Source organism: Phycicoccus avicenniae (genome assembly GCF_050496545.1).
GTDB classification, from domain to species: Bacteria; Actinomycetota; Actinomycetes; order Actinomycetales; family Dermatophilaceae; genus Phycicoccus; species Phycicoccus avicenniae_A.
Genome location: NZ_JBNVZV010000003.1, coordinates 107,387 through 124,880 on the forward strand (window position 1 = coordinate 107,387; position 17,494 = coordinate 124,880).

At 73.4% G+C, this 17,494-nt stretch carries 16 protein-coding genes; 1 reads left to right on the plus strand and 15 read right to left on the minus strand.

All coding sequences use genetic code 11. The annotated features are described in order from the left end of the window. Window positions 1-32: 32 nt before the first annotated feature. From ACQZ2A_RS03725 to ACQZ2A_RS03760, 8 genes are all read right to left on the minus strand, one after another. Entirely contained in the window at window positions 33-779 is a 747-nt protein-coding gene (locus tag ACQZ2A_RS03725) for a triose-phosphate isomerase family protein (RefSeq protein ID WP_430207261.1), read from the minus strand. A 2-nt stretch (window positions 780-781) separates the two neighbouring features. Next, the gene (locus ACQZ2A_RS03730) at window positions 782-1,231 is read right to left on the minus strand and encodes a ribose-5-phosphate isomerase (protein WP_430207531.1); all 450 of its coding nucleotides are present in this window, start codon (window positions 1,229-1,231) and stop codon (window positions 782-784) included. 14 nt (window positions 1,232-1,245) lie between these two features. Further along, window positions 1,246-2,988 carry a dihydroxyacetone kinase family protein gene (locus tag ACQZ2A_RS03735; protein WP_430207262.1) on the minus strand — a complete coding sequence of 581 codons (1,743 nt, stop codon included), beginning with the start codon at window positions 2,986-2,988 and terminating at the stop codon, window positions 1,246-1,248. Between the two features lie 130 nt (window positions 2,989-3,118). Continuing rightward, the gene (locus ACQZ2A_RS03740; RefSeq protein ID WP_430207263.1) at window positions 3,119-4,114 is read right to left on the minus strand and encodes a D-ribose ABC transporter substrate-binding protein; all 996 of its coding nucleotides are present in this window, start codon (window positions 4,112-4,114) and stop codon (window positions 3,119-3,121) included. 77 nt (window positions 4,115-4,191) lie between these two features. Next, the gene (locus tag ACQZ2A_RS03745) at window positions 4,192-5,313 is read right to left on the minus strand and encodes an ABC transporter permease (protein ID WP_430207265.1); all 1,122 of its coding nucleotides are present in this window, start codon (window positions 5,311-5,313) and stop codon (window positions 4,192-4,194) included. Next, a complete protein-coding gene (locus ACQZ2A_RS03750; RefSeq protein WP_430207266.1) occupies window positions 5,306-6,892 on the minus strand; it encodes a sugar ABC transporter ATP-binding protein in 1,587 nt (528 codons plus the stop codon). Before ACQZ2A_RS03750 ends, ACQZ2A_RS03745 begins: the two co-directional genes overlap by 8 nt. Then, window positions 6,889-7,530, minus strand: a complete 642-nt coding sequence (locus ACQZ2A_RS03755) for a DUF2291 family protein (RefSeq protein WP_430207268.1) — start codon at window positions 7,528-7,530, stop codon at window positions 6,889-6,891. The genes ACQZ2A_RS03750 and ACQZ2A_RS03755 overlap by 4 nt, the downstream gene beginning before the upstream one ends. After that, window positions 7,527-8,591, minus strand: coding sequence for an alcohol dehydrogenase catalytic domain-containing protein (locus tag ACQZ2A_RS03760; RefSeq protein WP_430207534.1), 1,065 nt, complete (start codon window positions 8,589-8,591; stop codon window positions 7,527-7,529). The genes ACQZ2A_RS03755 and ACQZ2A_RS03760 overlap by 4 nt, the downstream gene beginning before the upstream one ends. Window positions 8,592-8,797: 206 nt before the next feature. On the opposite strand from ACQZ2A_RS03760, the gene ACQZ2A_RS03765 reads away from it, so the two are divergent. Beyond that, window positions 8,798-9,781, plus strand: a complete 984-nt coding sequence (locus ACQZ2A_RS03765; protein WP_430207270.1) for a sugar-binding transcriptional regulator — start codon at window positions 8,798-8,800, stop codon at window positions 9,779-9,781. Here ACQZ2A_RS03765 and ACQZ2A_RS03770 read toward each other — a convergent pair. The 7 genes from ACQZ2A_RS03770 to ACQZ2A_RS03800 form a co-directional block, all read right to left on the minus strand. Continuing rightward, window positions 9,769-11,289, minus strand: coding sequence for an FGGY-family carbohydrate kinase (locus ACQZ2A_RS03770; protein ID WP_430207272.1), 1,521 nt, complete (start codon window positions 11,287-11,289; stop codon window positions 9,769-9,771). The two genes, ACQZ2A_RS03765 and ACQZ2A_RS03770, sit on opposite strands and share 13 nt — an antisense overlap. Window positions 11,290-11,376: 87 nt before the next feature. After that, window positions 11,377-11,835 carry a heat shock protein transcriptional repressor HspR gene (locus ACQZ2A_RS03775; protein WP_430207273.1) on the minus strand — a complete coding sequence of 153 codons (459 nt, stop codon included), beginning with the start codon at window positions 11,833-11,835 and terminating at the stop codon, window positions 11,377-11,379. Window positions 11,836-11,849: 14 nt separating this feature from the next. Further along, window positions 11,850-12,887, minus strand: a complete 1,038-nt coding sequence (locus ACQZ2A_RS03780; RefSeq protein ID WP_430207275.1) for a DnaJ C-terminal domain-containing protein — start codon at window positions 12,885-12,887, stop codon at window positions 11,850-11,852. 35 nt (window positions 12,888-12,922) lie between these two features. Beyond that, the gene (gene grpE / locus ACQZ2A_RS03785; protein WP_430207276.1) at window positions 12,923-13,555 is read right to left on the minus strand and encodes a nucleotide exchange factor GrpE; all 633 of its coding nucleotides are present in this window, start codon (window positions 13,553-13,555) and stop codon (window positions 12,923-12,925) included. Beyond that, a complete protein-coding gene (gene dnaK / locus ACQZ2A_RS03790) occupies window positions 13,552-15,447 on the minus strand; it encodes a molecular chaperone DnaK (RefSeq protein WP_430207277.1) in 1,896 nt (631 codons plus the stop codon). The genes grpE and dnaK overlap by 4 nt, the downstream gene beginning before the upstream one ends. A gap of 144 nt (window positions 15,448-15,591) precedes the next feature. Next, window positions 15,592-16,449, minus strand: a complete 858-nt coding sequence (locus ACQZ2A_RS03795; protein WP_430207278.1) for a DNA-formamidopyrimidine glycosylase family protein — start codon at window positions 16,447-16,449, stop codon at window positions 15,592-15,594. 45 nt (window positions 16,450-16,494) lie between these two features. Then, entirely contained in the window at window positions 16,495-17,484 is a 990-nt protein-coding gene (locus ACQZ2A_RS03800; RefSeq protein WP_430207280.1) for a DUF4397 domain-containing protein, read from the minus strand. Between the last annotated feature and the right edge of the window lie 10 nt (window positions 17,485-17,494).

Below are 17,494 nucleotides of genomic sequence, written 5' to 3' on the forward strand. Positions count from 1 at the left end.
CCAGTCACCTGATCTCGACGGATGGTCGGCGCTCAGACGCGCCGGGCCACGAGGTCGAGCAGGGCGAGGAAACCACCCGGCGCCCACGCGGCGCGGCCGACGAACAACCCGTCGACCCCGGTGTCGAGCAGCGCCTCCGCGTTCGCGGGGTCCACGCTCCCGCCGTACAGGACCGGGACGCCGGCGTCGGGGGCGAGGGAGGTGAGCTCGGCACGCAGGGCGTCGACCACCGGGGCGACATCGGCCGGATCGGCCGGACGCCCCCCCACCCCGATCGACCACACCGGTTCGTAGGCCACGAGGACCCGGCGCGCACCGTCGGGCTCGAGCCCGGAGAGGGCCGACCGCACCTGGTCGAGTACGTGGTCGAGGTGCTCACCTCGCTCGCGCACCGCCGGGGGCTCGCCGACGCAGAGCAGCAGCACCAGCCCGCCGTCGAGGACCGCACGGGCCTTGCGGGTCACCACCGCGTCGTCCTCGGCGAGACCCCGCCGGCGCTCGGAGTGCCCGACCTCGACGAGGACGGCGCCGGCGTCCCGCACCTGCGCCATCGACACCTCCCCCGTCCACTCCGGATCCGCCGACCAGTGCGCGTCCTGCGCACCGACGCCCAGCCGGTGCCCGGGAGGGACGGCGTCGCGCACCGACGCCAACGCCGTGTGGGAGGGCAGCACGAACGCGTCGACACCGTCGGGCACCGGCACCGCCGTCACCTCGCCGACCCACGCCCGCGCCTCGGCGAGGGTCTTCGTCATCTTCCAGCTCGTGCCGAGCCACACGCTCAGCAGCCCTCGTAGGCCGAGATGACCTCCACCTTCTCCTGCGACGGCGACGCGGGGTCGAACTCGTAGCCGAGCCACTCGCGGGCCAGCCGCCGGGCCAGCTGGAGGCCGACGACGCGCTGCCCGAAGGTGAGCACCTGGCAGTCGTTCGAGAGCACCGAGCGCTCGACGCTGAACGAGTCGTGGGCCACGGTGGCCCGGATGCCGGGCACCTTGTTGGCGGCGATGGCGACCCCGATCCCCGTGCCGCACACGAGGATCGCCCGGTCCGCCCGGCCGTCGCGGATGGCCTCCGCGGCCCGGATGGCGACCTCGCCGTACGACTCCGACTCCAGGTCCTCGGCCGTCACTCCCAGGTCCTCGACGGCCGACACCCGCGGGTCGTCACGCAGGTCCGCCAGGAGCACCTCCTTGTAGTCGAAGCCGGCGACGTCGGACCCGACGAGCATCCGGTACGGGGCGCTCACGACGCACCGCCCGCACTGCCGACGCTCTCGCCCGCCAGGACGGAGCCCACGGCGGTCACGATGAGGCCCAACGACACGGCCCCGGCGTCCGGGGTGCCGATGCTTCGTTCGGCCAGCGGCCGCGCGCGCCCCAGCCTCGGTGTCAGGGAGGCCGTCTCGTGGGCCGCGTCGACCGCGGCCGAGGCCGCCACCATCCACGCCCCACCGAGGTCGTCCCCGGCGGTGACCCGCGCCTGCAGGGTGTCGACGAAGGGGACCAGCGCGTCGACGAGCGTCTTGTCGCCCACCTGCGCCCCACCGGCGGCCTGCACCGCGTCGAGTCCCCGGGCGACGGCCGCCGCCACGACCTCGGCGGTGACCTCCTGCTCGTTGCCGAGCTCCGCACCGACACCGGAGAGCAGGATGCCCCAGAGGATGCCGCTCGTCCCACCGGCCCTGTCCCCGAACGCGTCCGCCGCCGCGGCGAGCACCGCACCCGCACCACCGGCTGCTCCGTGCGCGGCCTCGCGGGCGGCGCGGCAGCCGCGGACCATCCCGATGCCGTGGTCCCCGTCGCCGGCGATCGCGTCGATCCGGCCGAGCTCGTCCTCGTTGTCCTCGACGGCTCGCGTCATCGCGTCGAGCGCGGCACGCACCCGGGGCACGGCGGCGAGCGAGGCCTCGCTCGCGGTGACGTCGACGGCGTGCTCGTCGGCCGCCGACGCCACCTCGACCGCCTCGTACGTCGGCAGCTCACCGACGTCCCCGCGCCGGAAGGCCGCGGTGTCGGCCGGTGCCACCCAAAGCTCCTCGAGCCCGCCGTCGAGCCAGGTGACCGACAGCGAGCACCCGGCCATGTCGAGGCTCGTCACGAGCTCACCGACCTCGGGCTGGACCGCCTCGACCCCGGCCTCCTCGAGCAGCCGGGCGACGTGCCCGTACAGGACGAACAGCTCCTCGTACTTCGTGGCCCCGAGCCCGTTGACGAGCACGGCCGCGCGCCCCGAGGCGTCGGCAGGCCTCTCGGACAGGACCGTCGAGACGAGCGCGGCGGCCAGCTCGGGCGCCGGCATCCACGGCGCGGACGATATGCCCGGCTCGCCGTGGATGCCGAGGCCGAAGTCCATCCGGCCGTCCTCGACGTGGAACAGCGCGTCGTCCCGGCCCGGCAGCGTGCAGCCGTCGAAGGCGACGCCGTAGGAGTACGTTCGGTCGTTCGCCAGGCGCATGAGCCGCTCGACCTCGTCGAGGGGGTCTCCCCGGTCGGCCGCGGCACCGCCCACCTTGTAGACGGTGAAGGTGCCGGCGATCCCCCGGCGGCGGTCCTTCTCCTCGACGGGCGCCGACGCGACGTCGTCGGTGACGGACACGATGCGGGTGTCGATGCCCTCCTCGACCAGGCGCTTCTGCGCCGCACCGAAGTTCAGCCGGTCGCCGGCGTAGTTGCCGAACGACAGGACGACACCGCCGCCGCCGCTCGCGGCCCGCGCGACCCGGTAGACCTGCTCGGTCGAGGGCGAGGTGAAGACGTCACCGAGCACCGCACCGTCGGCGAACCCCGCGCCCGTGACGCCGGAGTAGGACGGGTAGTGGCCGGAGCCGCCGCCGACGACGAGGCTCACCTTGCCGGCGCCCGGACCGCCGCGGCGGACGAAGCCGGCCGCACCCGGGACGCGGCGCACGTAGCGCGCGTAGGCGCGGGCGAACCCGGCGATGACCTCCTCCTTGAACTGGGACGGGTCGTCGTGGATGTGCGTCATGGCAGGCCCTTCCGCGGCCGGTGGGGGTGTGGGGCGGGGCGGCCGGTCCCGATGCACACAGGCACCGGCCGCCCCGGGTCGGGGACGCGGGGGTGTCACGCGCGGCTGGTCGCGCGGACGCCCCGCGACGTCACTCGGAGAGGACGAAGTTGTCGAGCTTGTCGACGTTGTCCTTGGTGATGAGCACGCAGTCGATGGCCTGCTTCTCCGTCGAGGCGCCGGTCTTGCCGCCCTTGAGGAAGGCGTCGGCCTGCTGCACGGCGAGGGTCGTGCCCTGGACGATGGGCTGCAGGACGGTCGCGACCATCTCGCCGGCCTTCACCGCGTCCGCGGCGTCCTGGTTGCCGTCGAAGCCGAGGACCTTGACCTTGTCGAGCTTGCCGGCGTCCTTGAGCGCCTGGATCGCACCGAGCGCCATCTCGTCGTTGCCGGAGACGACACCCACGATGTTCGGGTGCGCCCGGAGCATGATCTCCATCTTCGCCTTGCCCTCGGCGCGGTCCCAGTTCGCGGTCTCCTTCTGGACCAGCTTGAGGTCGGGGTACTGCGAGATGACCTCGGTGTAGCCGTCCGAGCGGACCTGGGCGTTGTTGTCGGTCGGGTTGCCGAAGAGCTCGACGTACTCGCCCTTCTCACCGACCGACTCGACCCACGACTGCGCACCGAGCGTCGCGCCCTGCGCGTTGTTCGAGACGATCTGGCTCTTGGCGATGCCCTGGTCGGCGATCTCGGCGTTGACGAGGAACACGGGGATGCCCGCGTCGGTCGCCTTCTTCACGGCACCGACCGACTCGTCGGCCCCGGCGGGGTCGAGGATGATCGCCTTGACCTTCTTGGAGATCGCGCCGTCGATGAACTGGTTCTGCTTGTCGGCGTCGTTGCCGTGGGCGTCGACCGTCGTCTGGTAGCCGAGCTTCTTCGCCTCGGCGACGGCGGTGTCGACCTCCGCCTTCCAGTACGGGTTCGACGGGTCGACCGTGATGACGGCGATCGTGCCGCCACCGCCGCCCGAGCCGCCCGCGGCGGCGGAACCGGAGGAGGACGAGCCGCTGTCGGACGAGCCGCACGCGGCGAGCCCGACCGTGACGACGAGCGCGGCTGCCGCCGTCGTGAGCTTGCGGAACATGGGATTCCTTTCGGGGGGAGGGGTGGTGCGGGTCCCGGTGGGTGCCGCACCCCTCACTGGTGCGGCACCCACCGAGGTCAGGCAGGACGCGGCGCGCCCGGCCGGTTCGTGGCGGCGGCGACCTTGCGCAGGGCCCGCCGCTTCTGGAGCGACTGCTGCAGCTGGTCGACCGCGACGGCGAGGATGATCACCGCGCCCTTGATGACCTGCTGCCAGAAGACCGAGACCCCGACGAGCACGAGCCCGTCGACGAGGAAGCCGATGACGAAGGCGCCGATGAGCGTGCCGCGGATGGTGCCGCGCCCGCCGGAGAGGGCGGCGCCACCGATGACGACCGCGGCGATGGCGTTCAGCTCGTAGAACTCGCCGGCGCGCGGGGTGGCGGCGGGCAGGTCGGCCGTGAGCAGCAGGCCGACCGTCGCGGCGCACAGCCCGGAGAGCACGTAGACGACCGTCTGCACCCGCTTGACCGGGACGCCGGACAGCTCGGCAGCCCGCTCGTTGCCACCGGTGGCGTAGAGCCAGCGGCCGAACGCGGTCCGGTTGAGCAGCAACGAGAACACGACGGCGAAGACGACCATGAACCACACGGGCATCGGGATGCCGAGGGGCGCGCTGGCCAGGAACGAGACGAACCCCGTGTTGCCGAGGCCCTCCTCGCCCTGGAGCTTGGTGAAGGTCTCGCCGTTCGTGATGAGCAGGGCGATGCCGCGGGCGACGTAGAGCATCCCGAGCGTCGCGATGAACGGTGCGACGTTCAGCTTCGAGACGAGGACGCCGTTGAGCCACCCCACGAAGGCGCCGATGAGGACCGCCGCCGCGATGACCACCCAGACCGGCGGGTAGGCGACGAGCTGGGTCAGCGGCATGTCCCAGCCCTGGAGGAGGTAGCCGGCGACGACGCCGGTGACCCCCACGGTCGAGCCGACCGACAGGTCGATGCCGCCGTTGAGGATCACCATGAGCATCCCGATGGCGAGGATCGCGTTCATCGCGACGTGCCGCGTCATCAGGATGAGGTTCGAGGGATCGAGGAAGTTCGGGGACAGCGACGCGAAGATCACGACGATGATCGCGAGCGCGATGAGCGCCCGGCCCTCCACGAGCAGGGCGTTCCAGTTGACCTTGCGGAACCGGCCGGCGGGCGGCGGTGTCGCGGCCGGGCGGGTCTCGCGCGGCGGGGCGAGGGTGTCACTCACTGTCGGGCTCCTTCGGGTGGACGTCGCCGCCGGCCTCGCCGGCAGCGGCCATGACTTCTTCGCGGGTGCAGGTGCGGGGGTCGAACTCGCGCACGACCCGGCCCTTGGACATGACGACGACCCGGTGCGACGCGGTCAGCGCCTCACCGATCTCGGAGGTGACGTAGAGGACGGCCAGGCCGCGCTCGGCCTCGCGGAAGAGGAGGCTGAAGATCTCGCCCTTGGCGCCGACGTCGATGCCGCGGGTGGGCTCGTCGAGGAGCAGCACCTTGGGGCGGGTCAGCAGCATCTTCCCGATGACGACCTTCTGCTGGTTGCCGCCGGAGAGCGAGGTGATGAGCGCCTCGGGGCCGGCCGTCTTGACCCGCACGTCGCGGATCTGGTCGTCGATGCCGCCGCGTTCGTGCTTGCGCGAGACGAACCCGCGGCGTACCGCGCCGAGCAGGCTGGCCAGGGACAGGTTCTGCCCCACCGTCATCAGCTGCACGAGGCCGTCGCGCTGGCGGTCCTCGGGGACCAGCCCGATCCCGAGGGCGATCCGCTCCTGGATCGAGTGGCCGGCCAGGTCGGTGCCGCCGAGGACGGCGCGTCCGGACGCGATCGGCTCCCGGCCGGAGAGGGCCTCCATCAGCTCGGTGCGCCCGGCGCCCATCAGCCCGTACACGGCGACGATCTCGCCGGCGCGCACGTCGATGTTCACCCCGTCGACGGCCAGCCGGCCGCCGGCGTCGGGGTCGACGACCCGCACGTCCTCGACGCTGAGGGCGACCTCGCCGAAGTCGCGCGGGGTGTCGGTGAAGTCGTACTCGGCCTCACGCCCGACCATCGCCCCGACGACCCACGGGAGGGTCAGCCCCTCGGCGTCGCGGTCGGCCACGAGCTCGCCGTCGCGGAAGACGACCGCGTGGTCGGCGACCTCGATGGCCTCCTCGAGGTGGTGGCTGATGTAGACGATCGCGACGCCGTCGGCGGTCAGGTCGTGGATGACCTTGAAGAGCACCTCGACCTCGGCCGCGGACAGCGCCGAGGTCGGCTCGTCCATGATGAGGATGCGAGCGTCGGCCGCCAGCGCCCGGGCGATCTCGACGATCTGCTGCTGGCCCAGGCGCAGGTCCGCGACGAGGGTCGAGGGGTGGATCGGCTCCTCGAGTCGCTCCATCAGCTCGCGCGTGATCCGGGCCTCGCGCCCGTAGTCGACGTCACCGCGACGGGTCCGCAGCTCGCGGCCGATGAAGATGTTGTCGCGCACCGACAGGTTCGGGCAGAGGTTGAGCTCCTGGTGGATGATCGCGATGCCGCGGGCCACCGCGTCGGTCGTCGACGCCAGCTCGACCGGCTCGCCGTCGAGCTCGAGCACGCCACCGGTGGGCTGCTCCACGCCGGACATGATCTTCATGAGCGTGGACTTGCCGGCACCGTTCTCGCCGAACAGGACCGTCACCTTGCCGCGGCGCACCTGGAAGTTGACGCCCTTGAGGGCGCGCGTCACGCCGTACGTCTTCGTGATGTCGACCGCGCGAAGGACCACCTCGCCGTCGGGCTCGTCGGTCGCGGGGGCGGCCTCGGCGACCTGGGTCACGACGCCACCTGCACGGACACGGGCTGGACGAGGAAGGAGTTCTTCGGGCCACCGGTGCTGTAGGCGCCGACCACGGTCACCTGCTTGCCCTGCAGCGACGCCGGCTCCAGCTTCCCGACGACGTCGGCGAGCACCTTGATCTTCAGCTCGTTGGCGACGTTCTGGAAGTCGGTCTGACCGGGGAAGTCGCTGAAGGTCATGAACCCGGAGGCGTCACGGATCGGCGTGCCGCTCACGGCGTTCGCGACGGGGATACGCACCGTGTCGTCGGCGGGGACGCCGGGGACGGTCAGCTCGAGGAAGCCGTTGTCGACCGAGGCGACGGTACCGGTGACGGTGACCGGGAAGGCGAACTTGCCGCTGCCGACGTCGATGCCGTACTCCTTGCCGGCCGCTGCGGCATCCGCGTCGACGGCCGGCGCGAGGGTGCCGAGGTCGGTCCCCTTCTCCTGCAACGTCTGCACGACCTTCGGGAAGTTCTCGGCGACGTAGCCCTTGGCCTCGAAGACCTGCGGGCGCAGCGCCTGGGCCTCCTCCGGCGTGACGAAGCGGGTCGAGACGACCATCGCGACGAGGAGGACCACGAGCGCGGTGGTGAGGACGAGGGAGCGGCGCTTCACGCGCGTCAGGACGTTCATGACGGGATGAGCGAGACCTTGATCGACTCCTGGCCGGAGGCGACGAGGTCGAGCCCGTGCTGGAACTCGGACAGGGGCAGCTGGTGCGTGCAGATGTCGTCCATCGGCAGGCGCCCGGACTCGATGAGCCGGATGGCCGCCGGCCAGCAGCCGGGGCCGAGGTGGGCGCCGAGGACGTCGAGCTCCTTGTCGTCGCTGATGATCGACCAGTCGACGGAGACGTCGTCCTTGAAGACCGAGTACTCGACGAACCGGCCGAGCTTGCGCAGCAGGTTGAGCCCCTGGAGCACCGCGGACGGGTGCCCGGTGCCCTCGAGGTAGACGTCGGCGCCGTAGCCGCCGGTCATCTCCTTGACGACCGCGACCGCGTCCTCCTCGCCGATGTTGATGGCCCGCGTGGCCCCGGTGCGCAGCGCGAGGTCGAGCTTGCGCCGGTCCATGTCGAGGGCGACGATCTCGGCCGGGAACTTCGCGGCGGCGCCGGCGATCATCCCCAAGCCGATCGGCCCGCAGCCGGCGACGACGACGACGTCGTCGAAGCGGATGTTCGCCCGCTCGACGGCGTGCAGCGCGCAGGACAGCGGCTCGGCGAACGCGGCGTGGGCCGGCGGCAGGTCCTTGCTGATCCGGTGCACGAGGGCCTGGGTCGGGAAGACCATGTAGCTCGCCATGCCGCCGGGGTTGCGGCGCTTGAAGCCGAACATGTCGTGCGGCGCGCACATGTGGTAGTTCCCGGTGTCGCAGTAACGGCAGTCCCAGCAGGGCACGATCTGCTCGGCGACGACGCGGTCGCCGACCTCGACGCCCCAGTGGGCCCGCGCCTCGTCGTCGGCGCGCACGACCGTGCCCGTGAACTCGTGGCCGGGGACGACCTCGGTCTCGGCCCACGCGGGGCGGTTGGCGTCGCCCCAGAACTTCGCGGCGCCGTGGTACGCCTTCAGGTCGCTCGCGCAGATGCCCACCGCCTCGACCCGCACGAGCAGCTCGCCCGGACCCGGGGTCGGCACCGGGATCTCCTCGAGGCGGTAGTCGCGCGGCCCGTGGCAGATGACCGCCTGCATCGTCGTCGGCAGCTCATGGGTCGCTGGTCCCTGGCTGGTGGCCGTGTCCGTCACGGGGAGACCTCCGGTGGTCCGGCGCGTCGTCGCGCCTGTCGTGGGTGGTGGCGCCCACCGTAGGACGGGTGCGCACGTTTGTCCAGAACTAATTTTCAGAGCGGACGTCGGGCATACTGCCTGCGACCGCACGAGGTGGGAGGAGGGCGCCGATGAGTCCCGCGCGCCGTGCTGCCGACGTCGAGCGCGTCGTGGGCGGCCGCTTCCCCCCGGACCTGCTCTACCGGGCGGCCCGGATGTACTACCTCGAGGACGCCAACCAGGCCGAGGTGGCCGCGGCGCTCGGCACCAGCCGCCCCACCGTCAGCCGGCTCCTGGCCGAGGCGCGGGCGCAGGGCATCGTGCACATCGAGGTGCGTGAGCCGCGCCCCGACCGCACCGCCGAGCTGGGCGCGCGGGTGGCCGAGCAGCTCGGGCTGACGCGGTGCTGGGTCACCCCCGCCGTCGGCGGCAACCGACCCGGCTCGGTGCTCGCACCCGCTGTGGGAGAAGCGCTCTCGGCCGCGGGGCTCGCGTCCGGCGATGCCCTGCTCGTCTCCTCGGGCGCCACCGTCCACGGCATCGCGCAGCACGAGCTCACCGCGCTCCCCGGGGTGCTCGTGGCCCCGGTCGTCGGCGGCACCGACGAGCCCGAGGAGTACTACCAGACCAACGAGATCACCCGGCAGGTCGCGGCCCGGGTCGGCGGGGTGCCCCAGTTCCTCTACGCCCCCGCGATGCCGGGCCCGGACCTGCACGCGATCCTCACGAACGACCCGACGACGCGCCGCGTCACCGACCTCTGGCAGCGGGCCCGGGCCGCGGTGCTCGGCATCGGTGCGCCCCCGAGCACCCGCACCTCGCTCCCGAGCGTCCTGCCGGGGGGCAACTCGCGCCTCACGACGGCCGTCGGCGACATCTGTTCACGGCCCTTCGACGCGTCCGGCCGGCCGCTGGAGTTCCCCGGCAGCGAGCGCCTGGTCGCGATGCGGCTCGAGGACCTGCGGCGCATCCCCGCGGCCATCGGGGTGGCCGTGGGGACGGTCAAGGTGGCCGGCATCCTCGCTGCCGTCCGCGCCGGGTACGTGACCCAGCTGGTCACCGACGAGCCGACCGCCGCGGCGCTGCTCGAGCACCCGGCGGCTCAGCGCGCCTGAGCCTCCCGGTCGGCGACGTCCGCGAGGTCGGCCAGCCGGTGCGCGTGCCGCACCGTGTCGGCGTACAGCTCCGTGAAGACGGGGTACAGCCGGTCGTAGTGGTCGCGGGCGCGGGCGTCGGGCTCGACCACCCGCCCGACCCGCGCCCAGTCGGTCTCCGGCGCGACGTGCCCGGTGCCGATGGCCGCGAGCAGCGCACTGCCGTAGCTGGCCCCGACCGTCTCCTCCGGGACCACCTGGGCGCGTCCGCAGACGTCGCTGACGACCTGGGTGAGGAGGGCGGACCGGGTGCCGCCGCCGACCGCCACGAGCCGGGGCACGGCGTCCGGGTGCGACAGGGGGACGGCGTCGAAGAGCTCGAGGATCTGGCGCACCCCGAAGGCGATGCCCTCGTAGGCGGCGCGCAGGACGTGGCCGCGGGTGTGCCGGAGCGTGAGCCCGACGGCGACGCCGCTGGCACGCGGGTCCTGGACGGGCGTCCGCTCGCCGGCGAAGTAGGGCAGGAGCAGCAGCCCCTCGGCCCCGGCGGGCACCTCGGCCGCCTCGGCCTCGAGGCTGCCGACCGGAGCGCCTCCCGTGAGGTCGTGGACCCAGCGGACCAGTGACCCGCTGGTCGCCGTCCCGGCCGCGAGGGTCAGGCTGTCGGGGCGCACGCCGACCGTCGTCCACAGCCCCGGCCGGACCGCGAACCGGTCGAGCGGGCGGACGAGGAACATCGTCGACCCGTACATGAGCATCACGTCGTCGGTGTCGCGCACCCCGACCGAGAACGCCTCCGCCCACGCGTCCACCGTGCCGGCGGAGACCGGGGTGCCCTCCGGGATCCCGGTCTCCCGCGAGGCCGCGGCGCCGACGACGCCGACCACCTCGTGCGGCCAGACGAGGCGCGGCATGTCGAGGTGCCCCGCGACCTCGGGCACCCAGTCCTGCGCCCAGCCGGTCGCCGAGACGTCGTAGAGCGGGTCGCACTGACTGGCCGACTGGTGGTCCAGGACGTACTCACCGGTGAGCCGGCCGACGACCCACGAGCTCAGGCCCCACCAGCGCCGCGCCCGCGCGAAGTGCTCGGGCTCCTCCTCCCGCACCCACAGGAGCTTCGGACCGACGGCCTGCGTGGTGAGGTCCTTGCCGCAGCGGGCGCGGACGGCCTCGGCACCGAGCCGTCCGGTGAGCGCGGCGATCTGCCGCGTGGCCCGGCCGTCGATGCCGTAGAGCACCGCGGGGCGCACCGGCGTGCCGTCGGCGTCGGTGAGGACGAGGCACGGACCCATCCCGCTCACGCAGAGCCCGGCGACGGACTCGGCCCCGACGGCGGCGACCAGCTCGCGCGACACGGCGGCGACGTCCGGCCACCACGTCCGCTCGGGGTCCATCTCGGCCCACCCGGGGCGCGGCAGGCTCACCCGGTGCGGGCGCGTGGCGCTGGCGAGCACGGTGCCGTCGGCGGTGACCGCCACGCCCTTGGTGCTCCCGGTGCCGACGTCGAGACCCACGAACACGTGCGGCACGGCACCTCCGGGTCGTTCGCGGGAGCGCGGGAGGCACCATCGTGCCAGAGCCTTGCCCGGGCCCGGGCGCGCCGCCGGTCGGGTGGGTCAGCGGTGGTGGGTGGGGCGCCAGACGACGAGGGCCTGGCTGCGGGTGCTGCGCGGCCGCTCGCCGAGGCGGGCCGCGTAGACGTCGCCGGCGGGGCTGACCGAGAAGACCCGGGTGGTGCGGCCGCTGCCGGCCTCGAGCGCGTCGACCTCGGCGGCCAGCTCGGCGACCCGCGCCCGCAGGGCATCGACCTGGTTCTCGAGCTCGAGGATGCGCGCGATGCCGGCGAGCGAGACCCCCTCCTCCTGGGAGAGGCGCTGCACCTCGCGCAGCAGGCCGACGTCGCGCCGGCTGTACCGGCGCCCGCCGCCCTTGGTGCGCGACGGCGTGACGAGCCCCAGCCGGTCGTACTGGCGCAGCGTCTGGGCGTGCATCCCGGCGAGCTCGGCCGCGACCGAGATGACGAAGACGGGGGTGTCGTCGTCGGGGCTGAACGCGGAGGCGTCGAGAGTGGCCATCGATGCTCCCGTCGTCAGGTCGCGGCCTGCTGGAACAGGGCGGCCCGGGGGTCGGCGTCTCCCTCGGCCTCGCGGAGGGTCTCGACGGCGCGCCGGGCGTCGTCGGAGAGACGCTGGGGCACGACCACCTGCACGCGGGCGAGGAGGTCGCCGGTGCCGTGCCGGCCGGTGACGCCGCGACCCTTGACGCGCAGGACGCGCCCGCTCGGGGTGCCGGGGGCGACCTTGACCCGCACCGAGGACCCCTCGAGGGTCGGCACGGGCACGGTGGCACCGAGAGCGGCCTCGGCGAAGGTCACCGGCAGGTCGACGGTCAGGTGGTCGCCGTCGCGCCCGAACACCGGGTGCTTCTCGACGGCCACGGTGAGGATGAGGTCACCCTTCGGGGCGCCGGGGTCGCCGTCGGAACCCTTGCCCCGCAACCGGATCTTCTGCCCGTCACGGACGCCGGCGGGGATCTTCGTGGTGACCCGCTTGCCGTCGGCGGTGGTCAGCGTGACGGTGGATCCCTCGACGGCGTCGCGGAAGCCGAGGGTGGTGCGTGCGTTGACGTCGGCGCCCGGCCGGGGACCGCGCGAGCCGCGGAAACCGGTGCCGCCGAAGGGGTCCCCGCCGGCCGCACCCGCGCCGCCGCCGAACATCTGCGCGAGGATGTCGTTGATGTCCTCGCCGCCCGGCTGGGCGCCGCCGGAGGAGAACCGCACCCGGCTCCCGCCTGCCCCGGCTCCGCCGCCGCCGCCGAAGGCGCTGAAGATGTCCTCGAAGCCCCCGGCGCCACCGGGGCCACCCGCACCGGCGCGGAAGCGGGCACCACCGCCGGCCATCGAACGCACGGCGTCGTACTCCTGGCGCTGCTTGGGGTCCGAGAGCACCGCGTTGGCCTCGCCGATGTCCTTGAAGCGCTGCTCGGCCGCGGCGTCCCCGGCGTTCTGGTCGGGGTGGTGCTTGCGGGCGAGGCGCCGATACGCCTTCTTGATCGCGGCCTCGTCGGCGTCCTTGGGGACGCCGAGGATCGCGTAGAAGTCCTTCTCGAACCAGTCCTGGCTGGCCATCGGCGCCTCCTCTCGGTCGCTGTCGGTGGGTCGGGTCAGTCGGGGTCGGCGACCGCGACGCGAGCGGGCCGCAGGACCTGCTCACCGGCACGGTAGCCGGGCTGGAGCACGGTGACGACGGTCGTGCCCGACGCGTCGCCCGGCAGCTCGGCGTCGTCGGCCGGCCACGGCGCGTGCATCAGGGCCTCGTGCTGCTGCGGGTCGAAGGCCTCGCCCTTGGCGCCGAAGCGCTCGAGGCCGTAGCGCCCGAGGGTCGACTCCAGCTTGTCGGCGATGGCCGCGAAGGGCCCGCCCTCGAGGTCGCCGTGCTCTCGCGCGGCGTGGATGTCGTCGAGGACCGGCAGCACCGACTCGAGGACGTCGCGGACCGCGCGCTCCTGCACGACGGCGCGGTCGCGGTCGACCCGCCGCTTGTAGTTGACGTACTCGGCCTGGAGCCGCTGCAGGTCACCGAGCCGTTCGGCCGCGAGGACGGTGTCCGGGTGGACGTCCTCCCCTGCGGCAGAGGGGTTCTCGGCGCCGGCCGGGGCCTCGGCGGGCTCGCCCGCCGGGACGCCACCGGGGGCGGTGGCCCCGGACTGCCCCGGGGCCACCTCCTCGCCGTGGTGCTGCGGCTCGTCGTTGACGGCCTCGGTGTTCACCGAGTCGTCGCTCGAGGAGTCGGTCACTTCTTCTCCTCGTCGTCCTCGACGACCTCGGCGTCGACGACGTCGTCGTCACCCGCGTCGGTGGCCGGCTGGCCGCCGTCGCTGGCCTCGGCGCCGGGCACGTCGCCCGACTCGCCCTGCTCGGCGGCCGCGGCGTAGACGGCGGCGCCCATCTCCTGGGAGACCTTGTTGAGCTGGTCGATCTTGGCCTGGATGTCCTCGGTGGAGGCGCCGCTGTCGGCCTTGATGGCGTCCTTGAGCTCGGCGAGCGCGGTGTCGACCGGCGCGCGGTGCTCGTCGGCGACCTTGTCACCGGACTCGGAGAGGAACTTCTCGGTGGAGAAGACGAGGGACTCGCCCATGTTGCGCGTCTCGGTCTCGGCACGGCGGGCCTTGTCCTCCTCGGCGTGCGCCTCGGCGTCCTTGACCATCCGCTCGATCTCCTCCTTCGACAGCGCGGAGCCGCCGGAGATGGTGATCTTCTGCTCCTTGCCGGTGCCCCGGTCCTTCGCCGAGACGTTGACGATGCCGTTGGCGTCGATGTCGAAGGTGACCTCGACCTGCGGCACGCCGCGCGGCGCCGGCGCGATGCCGGAGAGCTCGAAGGTGCCGAGCGGCTTGTTCTGCTGCGCGATCTCGCGCTCGCCCTGGAAGACCTGGATGAGCACCGACGGCTGGTTGTCCTCGGCCGTCGAGAAGACCTCGCTGCGCTTGGTCGGGATGGCGGTGTTGCGCTCGATGAGCTTGGTGAACAGCCCGCCCTTGGTCTCGATGCCGAGGCTGAGCGGCGTGACGTCGATGAGCAGGACGTCCTTGCGCTCGCCCTTGAGGACACCGGCCTGGAGCGACGCGCCGAGCGCGACGACCTCGTCCGGGTTGACGCCCTTGTTGGGCTCCTTGCCGCCGGTCAGCTCCTTGACGAGGGCGCTGACGGCCGGCATGCGGGTCGAGCCGCCGACGAGGACCACGTGGTCGATGTCGGAGACCGAGATGCCGGCGTCCTTGATGACGTTCTGGAACGGCTGCTTGGTGCGGTCGAGGAGGTCCTTGGTCATCTGCTCGAACTGGGCGCGGGTCAGCGTCTCGTCGAGGTGGATCGGGCCGTTCTCGGACATCGAGAGGTACTGGAGGGAGATGCTCGTCGAGCTGGCCGACGAGAGCTCCTTCTTGGCCTGCTCGGCGGCGTCGCGCAGGCGCTGCATCGCGATCTTGTCCTTGGACAGGTCGACACCGCTGGTGTTCTTCACCGTGGTGAGCAGGTGCGAGACGACGCGCTCGTCCCAGTCGTCGCCGCCGAGCTTGTTGTCACCGCTGGTGGAGCGGACCTGGATGGTCGAGAAGCCGTCCTCGGGGTCCTTGCCGACCTCGAGGAGCGAGACGTCGAAGGTGCCGCCACCGAGGTCGAAGACGAGGATGAGCTCGTCCTCCTTGCCCTTGTCCAGGCCGTAGGCCAGCGCCGCGGCGGTGGGCTCGTTGACGATGCGCAGCACGTTCAGGCCCGCGATCTCGCCGGCCTCCTTGGTGGCCTGGCGCTCGTGGTCGTCGAAGTACGCCGGGACGGTGATGACGGCGTCGGTGACGGGCTCGCCGAGGTAGGACTCGGCGTCGCGCTTGAGCTTCTGGAGGATGCGGGCGCTGATCTCCTGGGCGGTGTACGCCTTGCCGTCGATGTCGTCGGTCTTCCAGTCCGTGCCCATGTGGCGCTTGGCGGACCGGATGGTGCGGTCGGCGTTGGTGACGGCCTGGCGCTTGGCGATCTCGCCGACGAGGACCTCACCGCCCTTGGAGAAGGCGACGACCGACGGGGTGGTGCGACCGCCCTCGGCGTTCGCGATGATGGTGGGCTCGCCGCCCTCGAGGACGGCGACGGCGCTGTTCGTGGTGCCGAGGTCGATGCCGACTGCACGGGCCATGTCCGGGTTCTCCTTGCTGTGGTGTCACGGGGTTGAGTGCTTGGGACTCACGGTAGGACGACGGTTCGCACCTGCGCAAACCAGGATCGCCAACCTTGCGTTCACCCAACTCAACTCTTGGTGGGTGCCGGATGTTCCCGCCTGCTAGCGACCGTCCGTGGGGCCGGGGCCGGGCTGGCACGCGGGGCACCACCACGTCCTGCGCCGGGCCGGATCCCCTGGGACCTCGGCCGCCACGCGGACCGGTCCGCCGCAGCGCAGGCACCCCTGCCGGACCCTGCCGGTCACCCAGTGCTCGTTGCCCCGGCGCCGCGAGCCCGTGGTCACCTGGTGCGCCCCGGGCACGGTGGCCGAGCGGCGCAGCATCGCGGCACCGCGCTCGAGGAGGGCGGGGACGTCGACCTCCCCGACCGGGGTCCACGGGCTCACCCCGGCGAGGAAGCAGAGCTCGTTGGCCCAGAGGTTGCCGAAGCCGGCGACCCGCCGCTGGTCGAGCAGGGCGGCGGCCAGCGGGACGGCCGGGTCGGCGAGTAGCCGGCGGGCCGCCTCCGCGGCATCCCAGTCCTCACGCAACGGGTCCGGGCCGAGGTGGGCGAGGAGGCGCCGCTCGTCGCGGGTGGGGACCAGGGCCAGGTCGTGCAGGCGCAGCCCCCACACCGTGGCGCCGTCGTCGAGGGCGAGGACGAGCCGCACCTCGTGCCCGAGTCGGGCCGGCAGCCGGCGCCCGGGCCGGGTGACGGTCCACTCGCCGTCCATCCGCAGGTGGCTGTGCAGGGTGAGCGGCGGCGCCTCGTCGGACCCGGCGGACCCACCCGACCGGTCGGCGGCGGAGAACCGGGTGAGCAGGTGCTTCCCGTGGGTGTCGTGCCCGATGACGTGCCGACCGGCGAGGTCGGCCCCCACCAGCCGCGGGTGGCGCAGATCGGAGCGCACGACGCGACGACCCGCGAGGCGGGCGTCGAGCCGCCGCGCGAGCCGGTGCACGCTGTCGCCCTCGGGCACCCCGCCATCCTCGCCGCGGCCACCGACAGGGCGGCTCGGGTGCGGTCAGTCGGCCCGCCCGAGCACCCGACCGACGGACCGGGCCGCCACCCGACGGCGGGCACCGAGGGCCACGAGCACCGTGGCACCGGCCCCCGCGAGGGCCAGTCCGCCGCCGAGCGCGGGGTCGGCCGGGCGCTCGGCGGCCCCGCCGAGGCCGGTCTGCACCCCCTTCTTCGGCGCGGTGGGGACGCCCTGGGCATCCACCAGCGGCAACAGCCGCACGCCACCGCCGGCGGCGTCGACCACCAGGAGCGTGTACACACCGCCGCTCGCGACGTCGACCGTGCCGCGGGCGGTGCCGCCGGTCGTGGTCCCCGTGCCGGTGGCCGTCGTGGTGACATCAAGGGTCCAGCGGCCGTCCGGGACCACGGCGTACGCGGTGAGCCGGCCGAAGGCGGCGTCCTCGGCGACCGTCGGGCCGTCCTGCGCCCGCACGGTGACCGTCGCGGCGCCGGTCGCCGCGGCGAGCAGCCGGACCCTGGCCGTGCCCGGCTCCGGCGGCCGCAGGTCGTCGGTGAGCACCTGCACCTGCGGCGACGACGTCGGGCCGAGGACGGCCGCCGTGTAGGCCCGGTCGGCGACGGCGTCGACCGTCCCGGTCAGGAGTGGGGGGGTGTCTGCGGCGGCCCCGATCGGGCGGACCTCCACGTTGTAGAGGCCCTCGGGCACCTGGCGGTAGTCACCGGCGCTCCCGAAGTCCGCCGCGGGGGCCAGGACGCGGCCCTCGCCCTGGAGCGGGGCGGCGGGGACACCGGGCTTCGTGACCTCGCCCGGGGTGCTGCCCGCGAAGGGCACCAGGGAGATCGACATCGTCCCCAGGCCCGGCACGAGGTGGGCGGCGCGGACCCAGGCGGTACCCATCGCGGCGGTGCCGGCGGACGCCGGGGCGCTCGCCGCGGCCGGCGCGACGGCCGTGGCCCCGAGGCCGACGGCGGCGGCGAGGACGAGGAGCGCGCGGGTGGAGAAGACGACGGACGGAGTGCGGTGCTGCATGACGGTCCCC

What these genes read in the sequence shown, in the direction of transcription:
- ACQZ2A_RS03730 (WP_430207531.1), bottom strand. Translation starts at nt 1,231, where the DNA reads ATGCTCGTCGGGTCCGACGTCGCCGGCTTCGACTACAAGGAGGTGCTC.
- ACQZ2A_RS03735 (WP_430207262.1), bottom strand. Translation starts at nt 2,988, where the DNA reads ATGACGCACATCCACGACGACCCGTCCCAGTTCAAGGAGGAGGTCATC.
- ACQZ2A_RS03740 (WP_430207263.1), bottom strand. Translation starts at nt 4,114, where the DNA reads ATGTTCCGCAAGCTCACGACGGCGGCAGCCGCGCTCGTCGTCACGGTC.
- ACQZ2A_RS03755 (WP_430207268.1), bottom strand. Translation starts at nt 7,530, where the DNA reads ATGAACGTCCTGACGCGCGTGAAGCGCCGCTCCCTCGTCCTCACCACC.
- ACQZ2A_RS03760 (WP_430207534.1), bottom strand. Translation starts at nt 8,591, where the DNA reads ATGCAGGCGGTCATCTGCCACGGGCCGCGCGACTACCGCCTCGAGGAG.
- ACQZ2A_RS03765 (WP_430207270.1), top strand. Translation starts at nt 8,798, where the DNA reads ATGAGTCCCGCGCGCCGTGCTGCCGACGTCGAGCGCGTCGTGGGCGGC.
- ACQZ2A_RS03775 (WP_430207273.1), bottom strand. Translation starts at nt 11,835, where the DNA reads ATGGCCACTCTCGACGCCTCCGCGTTCAGCCCCGACGACGACACCCCC.
- ACQZ2A_RS03780 (WP_430207275.1), bottom strand. Translation starts at nt 12,887, where the DNA reads ATGGCCAGCCAGGACTGGTTCGAGAAGGACTTCTACGCGATCCTCGGC.
- dnaK (WP_430207277.1), bottom strand. Translation starts at nt 15,447, where the DNA reads ATGGCCCGTGCAGTCGGCATCGACCTCGGCACCACGAACAGCGCCGTC.
- ACQZ2A_RS03800 (WP_430207280.1), bottom strand. Translation starts at nt 17,484, where the DNA reads ATGCAGCACCGCACTCCGTCCGTCGTCTTCTCCACCCGCGCGCTCCTC.